Origin of the sequence: Streptomyces tauricus (assembly GCF_014650955.1) — a bacterium.
In the GTDB taxonomy this organism is placed as follows: domain Bacteria; phylum Actinomycetota; class Actinomycetes; order Streptomycetales; family Streptomycetaceae; genus Streptomyces; species Streptomyces tauricus.
In genome coordinates this window covers 55,208-70,339 of record NZ_BMVY01000040.1, presented here as the reverse complement: position 1 = coordinate 70,339, position 15,132 = coordinate 55,208, and the positions used below count along the sequence as shown (strand labels likewise).

Below are 15,132 nucleotides of genomic sequence, written 5' to 3'. Positions count from 1 at the left end.
GGGCGCCGGGCCCGGGGCGCCGCTGGGTGCCGGGCTTCGCGGGGCGGGCGGGCTTCGCGGACCCGCCGGGCTTCGAGGACCGGGCGGGCGCGGGCACCCTGCGGCGCGGGGGTTCCCTGTCGGACACTTCCGTCACCTGCCGGGGATCGTAGAGGTCGGCGTGGGCTGCGCGGCGCTCTCCGTGGCCGGCTCCGGCGCCCCGGTGGGCGCGGGCTGCCCGGTGGACGGCTGCGGCTCGGCGGACGTCGGGGCCGGCTCCGGGGAGGTCTCGGCCGGTTCGGGGACGAGCGCCTCGGGCGGCCTGATCACGGGCGCGTACACGGACGACTGCTCGGCGGCCGCGCTGGGGACGCCGAGGACGGTGCCGTCGGGATTCAGGAAGGCCGGGTCGCCGCCGGGCACCATGCCGAGCTCGCGGGCGCGGCGCTGGAGGGCGTCGGGGGCGGAGTAGGCGTCCACGTCGCGCTGGAGCGCCTGCTCCTCGTCGGTGAGGCTCTTGGTGTCCTTCTGCAGGTCGTCGAGCTGGAACGACCCTTCGCTGAGGGCCGAGTTCAGCACCAGGAGCCCGATGAGACCGCCTCCGAGCAGCAGCACGACCAGGAGGACGAAGGGGGTACGGGCCGCCTGTCCTGAGCCGGTCGGGAAGAGCCGCGCGAGCCGGGCCGCTCTGCCCCTCAGTTCGGGTTTCCTATTCACCTACCCTCCAGGTGAGTTCGGGTTCCTGGCCGGTGGGTCCGGGTGTGCGGCCCCTGTGCCCGGTGAGTCCGGTCGTCCACCTCACGCACCCTGTCCGTCACTCGGTGTCCTCCCTGATGCGCTCCGCCCCGCGCAGCCGCGCGGGAGCGGCCCGCCGGTTCTCCGCGACCTCTTCCTCGGTGGGGAGTTCGGCACCGCGCGTGAGGAGCTTGAGCCGGGGCTGGTAGCGCTCGGGGACGACCGGCAGTCCGGCGGGCGCGGTGTTGGCGGCGCCCGCCGCGAAGACCTGCTTCACCAGCCGGTCCTCCAGGGAGTGGTACGCCAGCACGGCGATCCGGCCGCCGACGGCGAGCGCCTTCACGGCGGCGGGGATCGCCCTCTCCAGGACGGTGAGTTCGCCGTTGACCTCGATGCGCAGCGCCTGGAAGGTCCGCTTGGCGGGGTTGCCGCCGGTGCGCTTGGCCGCCTGCGGCAGGGAGTCGCGGATCAGTTCGACGAGGCGCGCGCTGTTGGTGAACGGCTCCTTGTCCCGCTCGCGGACGACCGCGGACACGATCCGCTTGGCCTGCTTCTCCTCGCCGTACGCCCGCAGGATCCGCACGAGCTCGCCGGGCGGGTAGGTGTTGAGCACCTCGGCCGCGCTGATGCCGGTCGTCTGGTCCATGCGCATGTCGAGCGGCGCGTCCTGGGCGTAGGCGAAGCCGCGGTCCGCCTCGTCGAGCTGCATGGAGGAGACGCCCAGGTCGAAGAGGACGCCCTGGACGCTCGCGAGACCCAGCCGGTCGAGCACGTCGGGGAGTTCGTCGTAGACCGCGTGCACCAGCTCGGCCCGGTCGCCGAAGGGCGCGAGCCGTTCCCCGGAGAGGCGCAGTGCCTCCTTGTCGCGGTCGAGGCCGATCAGGCGGGCCTCGGGGAAGCGGCTGAGCAGGGCCTCACTGTGACCGCCGAGACCGAGGGTGCAGTCGACGACCACGGCTCCCGGTGCCTCCAGTGCGGGGGCCAGCATGTCCAGACACCGCTGGAGCATCACCGGGACATGTCGACTCTGTCCCTCCCCTCGCCCGCCACCGCCCTTACTCGAATGCGCTTCGCGCCCCATTGAATCTGGGCCCTCTCAGGTCCGGCCCGGCCGTACGCACCGCCGGGTCCCCGCCGGCGCCGGAAGGGTCAGCCGACCGGGAGCGGGAGGAGGCCGAGCCGTACGTACGCGCCGCGCACGCGGGGAGATCCCGGCATGTCGCCGGGCCTCCGGGGGACAGCAGTCCAGCAGGGAGGACTGCTCGCCTCCCGCTTCGCGTCACTTTAGTCCACGGTGTCTCGCGGTCAATGAACCGGCCTGCGCGTCGCGACTCTCGCCCGCGATCAAGCGAAAACCCGGTATTTTCCACCCGAACGGGCGCACTCTGTCCACCCTTGTGGGTTACCTCACAACAACGCTCATTGATGTTCTTTGTCCCCTCTCACAGCGGGCCCGAACGGCACGTGCCCCTTACCGTCATAAGCATGACGACTTCCGCATCCGTTCCCACCGAGCCCGAGGACGCCACGGCCCGCCCCGGCACCGTCACGGACCGCCTGGTCGAGGCCAACGAGCGGTACGCCGCCGCGTTCACCGACCCGGGCATGGACGCCCGGCCGGTCCTGCGCGTCGCGGTCGTGGCCTGCATGGACGCCCGCCTCGACCTGCACGACGCGCTCGGCCTCGAACTCGGCGACTGTCACACCATCCGCAACGCGGGCGGTGTCGTGACGGACGACGTGATCCGTTCCCTGACCATCAGCCAGCGCGCGCTCGGCACCCGCAGCGTCGTGCTCATCCATCACACCGGCTGCGGCCTGGAGTCCCTCACCGAGGAGTTCCGCCACGACCTGGAGATGGAGGTCGGCCAGCGCCCGGCGTGGGCGGTCGAGGCGTTCCGCGACGTCGAACAGGACGTACGGCAGTCCATGCAGCGCGTGCGGACCTCCCCGTTCCTTCTGCACTCCGACGACGTACGTGGTTTCGTGTTCGACGTGAAGACGGGTCTCCTGAGTGAGATAGACCCCACCTGACGCCAGTTGGACCCGGCCATACAGCGCAAGACCCGACATATCACGGCCAGTTATCCACAGGCGGATGACACGAACCGGTAACGGCAACAAGAATGCGTGTGTGGCGTCGCGCGGAACTTTTTACGCGTGGCGTCCGTGTTCGGGGTGGGCCGGTCCGCATCGCAGCGTGTCGGCCCGGAGAAAGAACGGGCCGAGGAGGGCCGGGTGACGACCTATGACGATCGAGCGAGCCTTACAGATCTGACCGCCACTGTGGAGAGAGTCCGCAGTTCGGTGGAGGAAGTGATCGAGGGCAAGCCTGAGGTCGTACGGCTTTCGCTGACCGTACTGCTCGCCGAGGGGCATCTACTCATCGAGGATGTCCCCGGCGTCGGCAAGACCATGCTGGCCAAGGCATTGGCGCGGTCCATCGACTGCTCGGTGCGACGTATTCAGTTCACGCCCGACCTGCTGCCCTCGGACATCACAGGGGTGTCCATCTGGGACCAGCAGAACAGGGAGTTCGAATTCAAACCGGGGGCGATCTTCGCGCAGATCGTGATCGGCGACGAGATCAACCGCGCGTCGCCCAAGACGCAGTCGGCGCTCCTGGAGTCCATGGAGGAGCGCCAGGTCACCATCGACGGGCACACCTACGAGCTGCCCAGCCCCTTCATGGTGGTGGCCACGCAGAACCCGGTCGAGATGGAGGGCACCTATCCGCTGCCGGAGGCGCAGCGGGACCGTTTCATGGCCCGGGTCTCCATCGGCTATCCCAGCGCGGAGGCCGAGTTGCAGATGCTCGACATCCACGGCGGGGCCTCCCCGCTGGACGACCTGCAGCCGGTGGCGCACGCGCACGAGATCCTCAAGCTCATCGACGCGGTCCGCACGGTCCACGTCGCCGAGCCGGTGCGCCGGTACGCGGTCGACCTGGTCGGCGCCACGCGCAGCCACCCGGACCTGAGACTCGGCGCCTCGCCGCGCGCAACGCTGCATCTGCTGCGCGCCGCGAAGGCGTCCGCCGCTCTCAGCGGCCGGGACTACGCGCTGCCGGACGACGTGCAGGCGCTCGCCGTGGCGGTCCTGGCACACCGGCTGCTGCCCACCGCCCAGGCCCAGTTGAACCGTCGTACGGCCGAGCAGGTCGTCCTGGAGATCCTCCAGCGCACGGCCGTGCCCGCGGCGCCCCAGGCGCCGGGCGGCCCGGCGATGGGCCGGGGTACGTCCGCCTTCGGCCAGCAGCCGCCCCGGAGGCTGTGATGGCGGGCGGGGGGATGCCCGCGGCGTCGGCCGAGGAGGACCGGGGCGGGCTGCGCACGGCCCTCGGCGGGCTCACCACGCGCGGGCGGTCGTTCCTGGCCGCCGGCATCGCGGCCGCCATCTGTGCGTACGTCCTGGGGCAGAGCGATCTGCTCCGGGTCGGACTCCTGCTCGCCGTGCTGCCGCTGGTCTGCACGGCCGTGCTGTACCGCACGCGCTACCGGGTCGCCGGCAGCCGCCGGCTCTCCCCCGCGCGCGTGCCCGCGGGCGCCGAGGCACGTGTCCATCTGCGGATGGACAACGTCTCGCGGCTGCCCACCGGCCTGCTGATGCTCCAGGACCGGGTGCCGTACGTGCTGGGGCCGCGGCCCCGGTTCGTACTGGACCGGGTCGAGGCGGTCGGCCGGCGCGAGGTGTCGTACCGCGTACGTTCGGACCTGCGCGGGCGCTACCCGCTGGGCCCGCTGCAACTGCGGCTCAGCGACCCCTTCGGCATGTGCGAGCTGACCCGTTCCTTCTCGACGTACGACACCCTCACCGTCGTCCCGCGCGTGGAGCCCCTGCCCCCGGTCCGGCTGACCGGTGAGGCGAAGGGGTACGGCGACGGGCGGCAGCGCTCGCTCGCGCTGGCGGGCGAGGACGACGTGATCCCGCGCGGGTACCGGTACGGCGACGACCTGCGCAGGGTCCACTGGCGGCTGACCGCCCGGTACGGCGAGCTGATGGTGCGCCGCGAGGAGCAGCCGCAGCGGTCCCGCTGCACGGTGCTCCTCGACACCCGGGGCATCGCCTTCGACGGCGCGGGCCCCGACTCGGCCTTCGAGTGGGCCGTCTCGGGCACCGCGTCGACGCTGGTGCACATGCTCGAACGGGGCTTCTCCGTCCGCCTGTTGACCGATACCGGCACCTCGGTGCCGGGCGAGGGCGCCGACGGGTTCGCCGGGGCGAACCAGGAGTCGGCGGACGCGGCGGGGCTGATGATGGACACCCTCGCGGTGATCGACCACTCCGACGGTACGGGCCTGTCCCGGGCCTACGAGGTGCTGCGCGGTGGCAACGAAGGACTGCTGGTGGCCTTCCTGGGCGACCTGGACGAGGAGCAGGCGTCGGTGCTCGCCAAGATGCGCCAGCGCAGCGGCGGGGCGATCGCCTTCCTGCTGGACAGCGGGGCATGGGTGCGGGGCGCCCCCGACGAACAGGGCGAGGAGCGGCTTCGGATGCTGCGTGAGGCGGGCTGGACCGCTGTGGCCGTCCCACCGGGCGTCGGCCTGGCCGACCTGTGGCGGGAGGCGGACCGACAGCGCAACGGGGTGGCGTCGACGGGCGGCACGGCGGGAGGCGGTGGCTCATGAGCGGGCGCGCGCGACTGGCGCTGTGCGCCGCGGCGGCGACCTTGATGGCGTCCTGCGCCCTGCTGCCGCTGGTCGATCCGGCGACCTGGTTCCTCCAGGCGGCGTTCCTGCTCGCGGTGCAGACCGGGGTGGGCGCGGCGGCCCGGCGGGTGCCGCTCGCACGGCCGCTGACGATCGCGGTGCAGGCGCTGGTGACCCTGATGCTGCTGACGCTGTCGTTCGCCCGGGAGCAGGCCGTCGCCGGGCTGCTGCCCGGCCCCGATGTCTTCCGTTATTTCGGTGAGCTGTTGCAGGCGGGCGCGGACGACGTCAGCCGGTACTCGATTCCCGCGCCGCTCTCCGACGGCATCCGTCTGATGATGGTCGGCGGGGTCGTGGTGATCGGACTGGCGGTGGACGCGCTCGCGGTGACGTTCCGCAGCGCCGCCCCCGCCGGGCTGCCCCTGCTCGCGCTGTACTCCGTCGCCGCGGGTCTCGCGGACGGCGGCGCCGGTTGGATCTGGTTCCTGCTGGCGGCCACCGGTTATCTGGTGCTGCTGCTGGCCGAGGGACGCGACCGGCTCTCGCAGTGGGGACGCGTCTTCGGCGGCGGGCCGCGCGCACCGGGCGGAGATCCCTCGGGGAGCCCGACCGCGCCGGTCCGTACGGGACGGCGCATCGGCGCCGTCGCACTGGGCGTCGCACTGGTCGTCCCGCTCGCCCTGCCCGCACTCGACGGCGGGCTGCTGGACGCCGCTCGCACGGGCGTCGCCGGGGGTTCCGGCGGGGGCAACACGATCTCCGCGGTGAACCCCCTGGTCTCGCTCAGCGACAGCCTGAACGTGGACGAGGACCGCGAGGTCATGTCCTACCGCACCAACTCCGAGGAGACGCAGAACCTGTATCTGCGGATCGTCTCGCTCGACGAGTTCGACGGCACGGCGTGGAAGCCGGCCAAGCGCCATGTCGAGGACGTGCCGGGATCCTTCCCGACGCCGCCCGGCCTGAGTGACGACGTCCGGCGCACCGAGGTGCAGACGAGGATCTCGGCGGCCGACTGGTACGCGCAGGACTGGCTGCCGCTGCCCTACCCGGCCAGCCAGGTGGGCATCAACGGCAAGTGGCGGTTCGAGCCGGTGGGCCGCACGCTCGTCGGCGACCACGGCCAGACGACCCGCGGCCAGGAGTACACGGTCAAGAGCCTGATCGTGCAGCCGACCGCGGACCAGCTCGCGAACGCGCCCGAGGCGCCGGAGGTACTGAAGCGCGAGTTCACCAAGGTGCCGAACTCGCTGCCGCCGGTGGTGGCCGCGACGGCACGGCGGATCACGGCGGACTCGGCCAACGACTACGAGCGCGCGGTGAAGCTGCAGGACTGGTTCGCCCTGGAGGGCGGCTTCACGTACGACACGGAGGTCAAGGTCGGCAGCGGGTCCCAGGCCATAGCGCGCTTCCTCAGGGACAAGGAGGGCTTCTGCGTCCACTTCTCCTTCGCGATGGCCTCCATGGCCCGCACGCTGGGCATACCGGCCCGGGTCGCGGTGGGCTTCACGCCCGGTTCGCCCAAGTCGGACGGCACGATGTCGGTGGGGCTGCGGGACGCGCACGCCTGGCCCGAGCTGTACTTCGAGGGCGTGGGCTGGACCCGCTTCGAGCCGACTCCGAACCGGGGCTCGGTTCCCGACTACACCCGCACGGACACGCCCGGCGCGGCCGTCCCCGACCCGGACGCGCCGTCGCGTTCCTCGTCCTCGGAGCCCTCCGCGGCGCCGTCGGGCAGCGAGGACTGCACGGCGGCCGAGAAGAAGCTGGAGCAGCCCTGCGCCAGCGAGTCCCCGCAGGCGGCGTTCGGCGCGACGAACGACGATCCGCCGTGGTGGCTGTCCCTGCTCCTGTGGCTCGCGGGCGGACTCGCCGTGGGCACGCTGCCGCTGCTGCCGATGCTGTGGCGGTTGCGGGCCCGGTCGGTGCGGCTCGGTTCGCACCACTGGACCGTGGCGAACGCCGGGGGTGTCGCGGGGGCAGCGGGTCAGGACGCCGGGGGTGACACGGCGATGGACCTCCGGCTCGACGGGCAGGGCCGGGCGACCGAGGCGCGCGCGGCGGCCGTCGCGCTGGAGGCCTGGCAGGAGGTCAGTGACACGGCGTGGGACTTCGGCATCCCGCCCGACGAGTCGCAGACACCGCGGAAGGCGGCGGCACGGATCGTGCGTGTCGGGCATCTGGAGCCGGAGGCCGCGGCCTCCGTCCACCGGATCGCCGACGCGGTGGAGCAGGTCCTGTACGCGCCGAGCCCTCGGCCGGCCCCGGGGCTGGGTGCCGATGTCCGCCGGATGACCCAGGGCCTGCGGGCCACCGCAAGCCGCGGTACGCGCCTGCGCGCACTGCTCGCCCCGCGCTCGGCCGTCCGGGTGGTGTGGGCGGCATCCGACAGGTGGCACGCGCTGAAGTACCGCGCCGCGGCCCGCTGGACGGCCCTGCTGCGCCGCCCGTCGAGCCAGGGCGGCACCGGAGGCTGACCGACCCACCGAACCGAGGAATCAGAGAGGGGGGCGCCGACCCTGTCCGGGCCGGCGCCCCCCTCTTCGCTGTACGGCTTCACGCGGGCGACGCGGCCGCTGCACGACTTCAGGTGGGGCAGCCGTCACCTGTACGGCTTCGCGCCGGGTCGCGCGCACGGTGGGCGCGGCTCACGTCGGGCGCCGCTCGCGGCGGCCGGGCGCGGCGAAGGGGCGGCCACCTCGATGGTGGTCGCCCCTTCGTGCGTGCGTCTGTCCGGCCGGAACCCCGTGGGCTACTGGCCGCCCTGCTCGTCACGGCGCCGCTGCCAGCGCTGTTCGATGCGGTCCATCATGGAGCGCCGCTGCCGACCCTGACGACGGGCCTGCGGAGCACCCGGCGCACCCGCCGCGGGCTGTTCACCCGGCTTGGGGGCCTTGCGCCAACCGGTGACGGCGAGCACCGCGCAGCCCAGCATGACGAGAAAACCCACCACGCTGACCCAGATCTGCTGTGCGACCATTCCGGCCATGAGGAGCGCGATACCTACGAGGAAGCCGGCGACCGCCTGGTAGACCCGTCGCCGGGTGTACGTACGCAGCCCGCTTCCCTCAAGCGCTGTCGCGAACTTGGGATCTTCGGCGTACAGCGCTCGCTCCATCTGCTCGAGCATTCGCTGCTCGTGCTCCGAGAGCGGCACGGCGTCCTCCTCATCGTGCAGTCGCCGGGGCGACCGGGGGTCCCCTTCAGGATAGGCAGGGAATCGCCCCCGTGAAACCCGCCCCTCTGCGCCAATTCGCCAACCGGAACCCGCCATGGCTTTCCGATCCACTGAGGCGTAGATTCCCCAGCGACCGGCCCGTCATGCCGGACGGTCTCCCCCGATCATACGGCTCCGAGCGCCCGATCGGGGGGCCTGTGGCGTACTCCATCTGCTGCCGCGCCCCTGATCAGCGGTGCGACGCGGGTGGCGGCTCACCCCTCGGCCGGCTCCCGCGTCTCACCAAGCACATGAAGCTGCGTGGCAACAGAGTGGAAGGCGGCGAGTTCGGCGGCCGCGGTCTCCAGTTTCAGCAGGGCGTCCAGGGCGCCCGGCTCGGTGTCCACGAGGACCCCGGGGACCAGGTCCGCGAAGACCCGTACGCCGTGCACCGCGCCGACGGCCAGGCCCGCGCCCTCGACCAGAGCGGTGAGCTGATCGGCCGTGAAGCGGTGCGGAACGGGATCACCCGCGCCCCAGCGGCCGTCCGGGTCACTCAGGGCGTGGCGGGCTTCCGTGAAGTGTCCGGCGAGGGCCCGTGCGAGCACGGCGCCGCCCAGTCCGGCGGCGAGCAGGCTGAGGACGCCCTGGGGGCGCAGCGCGCCGACGGCGTTGCGCAGGCCCTCGGCGGGGTCGTCCATGTACTCCAGGACGCCGTGGCACAGCACCGCGTCGTAGCCGCCGCGGTCGACGACGTCGAAGAGGCCGTGCGCGTCGCCCTGGACACCCTGGACGCGGTCGGCGACGTCGGCCTCGGCGGCCCGGCGCTCCAGCGCGAACAGCGCGTTCGGGCTGGGGTCCACGACGGTGACGCGGTGGCCGAGCCGGGCCACGGGCACCGCGAAGTTGCCGCTGCCGCCCCCGGTGTCGAGCACGTCCAGCGACTCCCGGCCGGTGGCCTTGACCCGGCGGTCGAGGGCGTCCTTGAGAACGTCCCAGACGACGGCGGTACGCAGCGAGGCGCGGGGACTGGAGGGGCCGGAGCGCGGCGACGCCGGTTGAGGGCGGCGTTGGGAGACGGGCGGGCGCATCGGGTCCGACACGGCAGTTGACTCCTCGGCGCGGCACCGCCTCGGTACGGCGGAGCGATGGGCATACCTCCCCCGCCGTGTCCGGCGCCGGGGAGATTCAGGCGTCCCAACCCTATTGCCTCACGCCCGCTGCCCGGCCCCCCGTCTCGCGCGCCGGACGCCCGACGGTGTCGGGGCCCGGGCGCCGTCACCCCACGTCCGGCACGTCCTGTATCCGGCCGGTGTCCAGGGCGTCCGGTGGGAGCCGGGTCTCCTGGCCGGCCCGATCACCCTCGTGCCGCGGCTGGGGCAGGACCGGCTGGAGCACCAGCATCCGTTCGACGAGACGGAGGAACATCGCCACGTCGCGCAGCAGGTCGTCGGCGTCCCGGATGCTGGCGGCGCCCTGGATGCCGGCCTCGGCGCGGGCACGGCGGCGGGCCCCCGAGGCGAACAGCACGCTCCACTCCGCGAGTTCGGGCGCTATCTCGGGCAGCACTTCCCAAGCGCTCCGGATCCTGGCCCGGCGCCTCTCGGTGGTCTCGGGCCGGCCGCGAGCGGCGAGCACGGCCGCGGCGGTGCGCAGGGCGGCCAGATGTGCCGTCGCGTACCGGTCGTTGGGCATTTCCAGCAGGGCGGCCTCGTCGAGTCCGGCGCGGGCCTGGGCGAGCAGATCGAGGGCGGCGGGCGGGGCCGTGGCACGGCGGAGGACGGGGTGCACGTCGCTCGCCGGTCCGGTCAGTGAGGGGGCAGGGCCGGTCGTGCGGCGCCGGCGGGCGGCGGCTGCGGAAGAGCTGGCCATGACGAACCTCCTGTCGTCGTGTGACGGCACACCCCGACGGGAGATGCCGTATGTGCCTATCGTGCGGTATGCCACTGACAATCCGTTCTGACCTGCGCTTTTGCTTCGCTCATAGGTTCGGAGTAGTTTTTGCACTGACCAGTCAGTGCAAAAACTTCGCGGTTCAACCGGTGCCACCGGTTGAAGGGCCCGGAAGGTGGGGGAAGTTGTGGACGGTCCGCACGGACTCGGCGTCACGGCCGAGGACTTCGGGCTCGAGGGACCCCGCGGCTGGGCGTTCCGCGGCGTGGACATCGACGCGGAGCCCGGCTCGCTGATCGCGGTCGAGGGCCCCTCGGGCTCGGGCCGTACGTGTCTGCTGCTGGCCCTCACCGGTCGGATGAAGCCCACCGAGGGACACGCGCGGGTGGGGCACCGCGAGCTGCCGAAGCAGATGGCGGCGGTCCGCCGGTTCAGCGCGCTGGCCCATGTGCCCGGCGTCACCGACCTGGAGCCCGCCCTGTCCGTCGCCGAGCACCTCCGGGAACGCGCGCTGCTCCAGCGGCGGTTCGGCGGCCCCGTACGCGGGCTGCTGCGACCTCGTCAGGAGCGGCTGACGGAGGCCCGGCTGCGGGTCGACAGCGCGCTGGCCGCCGCCGGGCTCGACCGGGAGGCGCTGCCCAAGGGATCCAGGACCGCCGTACGCGACCTGGAACGCCTGGAGGCGCTGCGGCTGTCCGTGGCCCTCGCCCTGATCGGCCGCCCCCGGCTGCTCGGGATCGACGACACCGACCTGAAGCTCTCGGACGACGAACGCACCGAGGTGTGGGCGCTGCTGCGCTCCCTGACCGAGGCCGGGACCACGGTCGTGGCGGTGTGCAGCAAGGCCCCCGAGGGCGCGGTCGTGGTGTCCACGGGAGCCGCCCGCACACCGGCCCACGACCGGCACCAGGACCAGTCCGACGACCACGACAAGGAGACGGTGGATGCGCTCGCCGAAACTGGCCGCGCTTGAGCTCAGGCGCTTCGGCAGGGGAAGGCTCCCGCGCGCGGCGCTGGCCGCGCTCCTGCTGCTGCCCCTGCTGTACGGCGCCCTCTACCTGTGGTCGTTCTGGGACCCGTACGGCCGTCTCGACCGCATCCCCGTGGCGCTGGTGAACGACGACCGGGGAGCCACCGCCGCCGACAAGAAGGTCGTGCTGGGCGACGAGATCACCAAAGGGCTGCGCAAGAGCGACACCTTCGAGTGGCACGAGGTGAGCGCCGCCGAGGCCCGCGAGGGGGTCGAGGACGGCGACTACTACCTGTCGCTGACCATGCCGACCGACTTCAGTAAGAGGATCGCCTCCAGCTCGGGCGACTCCCCTGAGACGGGCGCCCTCCAGGTGCGTACGAACGACGCGAACAACTACATCGTCGGGCAGATCTCGCGGACGGTCTTCAGCGAGGTGCGCACGGCCGCCTCGACCAAGGCGTCGCGGTCGTTCCTCGACAAGATCTACGTCTCGTTCTCGGACATCCACGGGAAGACCGAGAAGGCCGCCGAGGGGGCCGACAGCCTCTCCGGTGGCATCGGGAAGGCGAAGAAGGGTTCGAAGGACCTCGCGGACGGTCTCGCGGACGCCGAGAGGGGCAGCGGAAAGCTCTCCGCCGGGCTGAGGAAGCTCGACACGGGAGCGGGCGATCTGGAGGACGGCTCGCGGCAGGTCTCGGAGGGCACGCAGACCCTCGCGGACAAGGTCAACGGCGTCGCGGACACGGTGGGGCCCTTCCTGAAGGGCAACGAGAAGGAGATCGGCGACACCGCACGGCTCGTCGCGGACTCCGCCTCGGTCATCCGCGGCAACCTCGACACGCTGGCGAGGACGGCCCCGGCCGCCGCCAGGAGCGCGCACACCGCCTCCGACACGCTGAACGGTGTCTACAAAGCGCGGTGCGAGGACCAGGACCTGCCGCTGCCCGACACCGCCTGCCCGGACCTGAAGAAGGCGAAGGACGCGGCGGCGGACGTGGCGAAGGTCGCCGACGACGTCGAGACCCTGGTGGCCGGCCAGAACGGCGACCTGAAGTCGCTGGACAAGCACCTGGCCACCCTGGAGAAGCAGGCGCGGGCGCTGGCCGAGCGCTCACCGCGTCTGTCCGAGGACCTCGCCACGGCCGTCTCGAAGATCAACGAGCTCAACAAGGGGGCCGGGAAGGTCGCCAAGGGCGCCAGGACCCTGCACACGGGTCTCGGCACGGCCAGGACAGGCGCCACCGACCTCGACAGCGGGATCGGCAAGCTCGGCACGGGCGCCGACGACCTGGAAGGCGGCATGTACAAACTCGCCGACGGGTCGCAGAAGCTCGCCGGCGGACTCCACGACGGCGCGGGAAAGATCCCGGACTACGACAAGAAGGACCGCGATCAGCGCACCGGGGTCATGGCCGACCCCGTACAGCTCGCCTCGAAGGACCTGCACAAGGCGCCCAACTACGGGACCGGTTTCGCGCCGTACTTCATTCCGCTCTCCCTGTGGGTGGGTGCGATGGTCGCCTACATGCTGATCCCGCCGCTCAACCGGCGCGCGCTCGCCGCGGGCGCCCCCGCCTGGCGGATCGCGCTGGCGGGCTGGCTGCCGGTGGCCGCCCTGGGAGTGCTGCAGACGGTCGCGCTGGTGTCCGTACTGCACTGGGCGATCGGTCTGGAGGCGGTGCGCGCGGCCGGGACGGTGGCCTTCCTGTTCCTGGTGACGGCCTGTTTCGCGGCGATCGTGCAGTGGCTCAACGCACGCTTCGGAGCGGCCGGCCGGATCCTCGTCCTCGCGCTCCTGATGCTCCAGCTGACCTCGGCCGGCGGCACGTACCCCGTGCAGACCAGCCCGGGCTTCTTCAACGCGATCCACCCCTTCATGCCGATGAGTTACGTCGTCGACGCCCTGAGGAGGCTCATCACGGGCGGCGGTCTGGGGCCGGTCTGGCAGGCGTGCGCCGTCCTCACCGCCTTCACCCTGGGCGCCCTCGCGCTCACCGCGGTGTCCGCGCGACGACGGCAGGTGTGGACCCTGGACCGCCTTCACCCGGAGCTGAGCCTGTGACAATCGGGGCCATGGAAAGCAGCAGGACGGTGGACAGCGGCGGCGGCCGGCGGCAGGCGACCCGGCAGAAGCTCTACGAGGCGGCGGTGACCCTCATCGCCGAGCAGGGCTTCTCCGCCACCACCGTGGACGAGATCGCCGAGCGTGCCGGAGTGGCGAAGGGCACGGTCTACTACAACTTCGCGAGCAAGTCCGTCCTCTTCGAGGAGCTGCTCCGGCACGGGGTGGGACTGCTCACCGCCTCTCTGCGGGAGGCGGTCGACAAGACCGACGAGGAGGGCGGCAGCAGGGTCGACGCGCTCGACGCGATGATGCGGGCGGGCCTCGTCTTCATCGGCCGCTACCCGTCCTTCACCCAGCTCTACGTGGCGGAGCTGTGGCGCACCAACCGGGCCTGGCAGTCCACGCTGATGGTGGTCAGGCAGCAGGCCGTCGCCGTCGTCGAGGACGTCCTGCGCGACGGGATCGCGAACGGCGAGCTGAGCGACGAGATCGACACCCCGCTGACGGCGGCGGCGCTGGTCGGCATGGTGCTGGTGGCGGCCCTGGACTGGCAGGCGTTCCAGCCGCAGCGCTCCCTGGACGACGTCCACGCGGCGCTGTCCCTGCTGCTGCAGGGGAGGGTCGGCGGCGACGGCCTCGGGCGCAAGTGACCCAGGTGAACCGGATGACACGGGGGCACGGCGGACACAGGTGAGCGCCGGTCCGAAGTGGCCGCGTCCCCCGCGGGCCACGCCGGACCGGCGCCCCTCCTGTGCTCCCCCCTGCATCCCCCCGTACATCCCCCGGTGGTCCCCGACGGTTCCCCCCGTTCCGGTCTCCCTCGGGCCCCCCGTGCCTCGCTCCCGCCGAGTGATCGGCGGAAGGAGCGGTAGAGGGCGCCGCCCGTTCCGCCGCCCCGTGTCGGCGGTACCGGAGCCGCGCCCCTTTCCGTGCCCCTACTCTCTCGTTCGCGCAGGTGGGAACCCATCCGCGCGCATACTCAACTCACTCCCTAGGTACGCGTACTCAGCCCTGCGCACTCATGCCCAGGACACGCCGTTGCCGACTGGTTACGATCGCGTCCGTGTCCGTACTCCCCCTGGTGTTCACCAGTGGCTGGGCCAGCGGTGTCAACGCGTACGCGGTGGTGCTGCTCCTCGGCCTGTTCGGCGCGACCGGACTGACCGACGAGGTCCCCGAGTCGCTGCAGCGCCCCGACGTCCTCGTGGTGGCCGGCGTCCTGTTCGTCTGCGAGGCCGTCGCCGACAAGATCCCGTACGTGGACTCGGTGTGGGACACCGTGCACACCGTGATCCGCCCGGTGTCGGGAGCCGTCGTCGCGGCGCTGCTCGCCGGGCAGAGCGGTTCGCTGTCCGAGCTGGCGGCCGGGGCGATCGGCGGCTCCTCCGCCCTGGCCAGCCACACCGTCAAGGCCGGGACGCGGATGGCGATCAACACCTCGCCCGAGCCGTTCAGCAACGTCCTGATGAGCACGGCGGAGGATCTCGGGGTAGCCGGGATCCTGACCTTCGCGATGTTCCACCCCGAGGCCGCCGCGATCATCGCGGGCGTCCTGCTGCTGGCCGGTCTGCTGACGCTCTACTTCCTGGTCTCGCGGATCAGACGGTTCCTGCGGCGCCGGGCCCAGCGCCGCGAGGAGAGACGGCTCGTGGGCCGGCACGGGCCGCCACCGCCCGGCTGA

Annotated in this window: 13 protein-coding genes; 8 read left to right on the top strand and 5 right to left on the bottom strand. The window is 72.3% G+C overall.

Annotation, left to right across the window (positions count from 1 at the left end):
* Positions 1 to 132: 132 nt before the first annotated feature.
* Positions 133 to 696, bottom strand: a complete 564-nt coding sequence (gene ftsL / locus IE278_RS36365) for a cell division protein FtsL (protein ID WP_189779051.1) — start codon at positions 694 to 696, stop codon at positions 133 to 135.
* A 97-nt stretch (positions 697 to 793) separates the two neighbouring features.
* Entirely contained in the window at positions 794 to 1,795 is a 1,002-nt protein-coding gene (gene rsmH, locus IE278_RS36360) for a 16S rRNA (cytosine(1402)-N(4))-methyltransferase RsmH (protein WP_189779049.1), read from the bottom strand.
* A 404-nt stretch (positions 1,796 to 2,199) separates the two neighbouring features.
* Between rsmH and IE278_RS36355 the strand changes: the two genes are divergently transcribed.
* The 4 genes from IE278_RS36355 (at position 2,200) to IE278_RS36340 (ending at position 7,840) form a co-directional block, all read left to right on the top strand.
* Complete coding sequence (locus tag IE278_RS36355; RefSeq protein ID WP_189779047.1) at positions 2,200 to 2,748, top strand: beta-class carbonic anhydrase; 549 nt, start codon at positions 2,200 to 2,202, stop codon at positions 2,746 to 2,748.
* 204 nt (positions 2,749 to 2,952) lie between these two features.
* On the top strand, positions 2,953 to 3,990 hold the full coding sequence (locus IE278_RS36350; RefSeq protein ID WP_189779044.1) for an AAA family ATPase: 1,038 nt from the start codon (positions 2,953 to 2,955) through the stop codon (positions 3,988 to 3,990).
* Positions 3,990 to 5,342 carry a DUF58 domain-containing protein gene (locus IE278_RS36345; RefSeq protein WP_189779042.1) on the top strand — a complete coding sequence of 451 codons (1,353 nt, stop codon included), beginning with the start codon at positions 3,990 to 3,992 and terminating at the stop codon, positions 5,340 to 5,342. Before IE278_RS36350 ends, IE278_RS36345 begins: the two co-directional genes overlap by 1 nt.
* Positions 5,339 to 7,840, top strand: coding sequence for a transglutaminase TgpA family protein (locus tag IE278_RS36340; protein ID WP_189779040.1), 2,502 nt, complete (start codon positions 5,339 to 5,341; stop codon positions 7,838 to 7,840). Before IE278_RS36345 ends, IE278_RS36340 begins: the two co-directional genes overlap by 4 nt.
* 275 nt (positions 7,841 to 8,115) lie before the next feature.
* On the opposite strand, the gene IE278_RS36335 is transcribed toward IE278_RS36340, so the two are convergent.
* The 3 genes from IE278_RS36335 to IE278_RS36325 form a co-directional block, all read right to left on the bottom strand.
* Positions 8,116 to 8,520: an SCO2097 family morphological protein gene (locus IE278_RS36335; protein WP_189779038.1), complete on the bottom strand. Its 405-nt coding sequence runs from the start codon at positions 8,518 to 8,520 to the stop codon at positions 8,116 to 8,118.
* Positions 8,521 to 8,795: 275 nt separating this feature from the next.
* Positions 8,796 to 9,623, bottom strand: coding sequence for a class I SAM-dependent methyltransferase (locus IE278_RS36330; RefSeq protein WP_189779036.1), 828 nt, complete (start codon positions 9,621 to 9,623; stop codon positions 8,796 to 8,798).
* Between the two features lie 175 nt (positions 9,624 to 9,798).
* Entirely contained in the window at positions 9,799 to 10,392 is a 594-nt protein-coding gene (locus IE278_RS36325) for an SAV_6107 family HEPN domain-containing protein (protein WP_246571240.1), read from the bottom strand.
* Between the two features lie 208 nt (positions 10,393 to 10,600).
* Between IE278_RS36325 and IE278_RS36320 the strand changes: the two genes are divergently transcribed.
* The 4 genes from IE278_RS36320 to IE278_RS36305 all read left to right on the top strand — a co-directional run bounded on the left by IE278_RS36320 (position 10,601) and on the right by IE278_RS36305 (position 15,132).
* A complete protein-coding gene (locus IE278_RS36320) occupies positions 10,601 to 11,386 on the top strand; it encodes an ATP-binding cassette domain-containing protein (protein WP_189779033.1) in 786 nt (261 codons plus the stop codon).
* Positions 11,358 to 13,448 (top strand): YhgE/Pip family protein, encoded by a 2,091-nt coding sequence (locus tag IE278_RS36315; protein ID WP_189779024.1) that lies wholly within the window; start codon positions 11,358 to 11,360, stop codon positions 13,446 to 13,448. The genes IE278_RS36320 and IE278_RS36315 overlap by 29 nt, the downstream gene beginning before the upstream one ends.
* A gap of 11 nt (positions 13,449 to 13,459) precedes the next feature.
* Entirely contained in the window at positions 13,460 to 14,101 is a 642-nt protein-coding gene (locus IE278_RS36310) for a TetR/AcrR family transcriptional regulator (protein ID WP_189779022.1), read from the top strand.
* Between the two features lie 413 nt (positions 14,102 to 14,514).
* On the top strand, positions 14,515 to 15,132 hold the full coding sequence (locus tag IE278_RS36305; protein ID WP_189779020.1) for a DUF4126 domain-containing protein: 618 nt from the start codon (positions 14,515 to 14,517) through the stop codon (positions 15,130 to 15,132).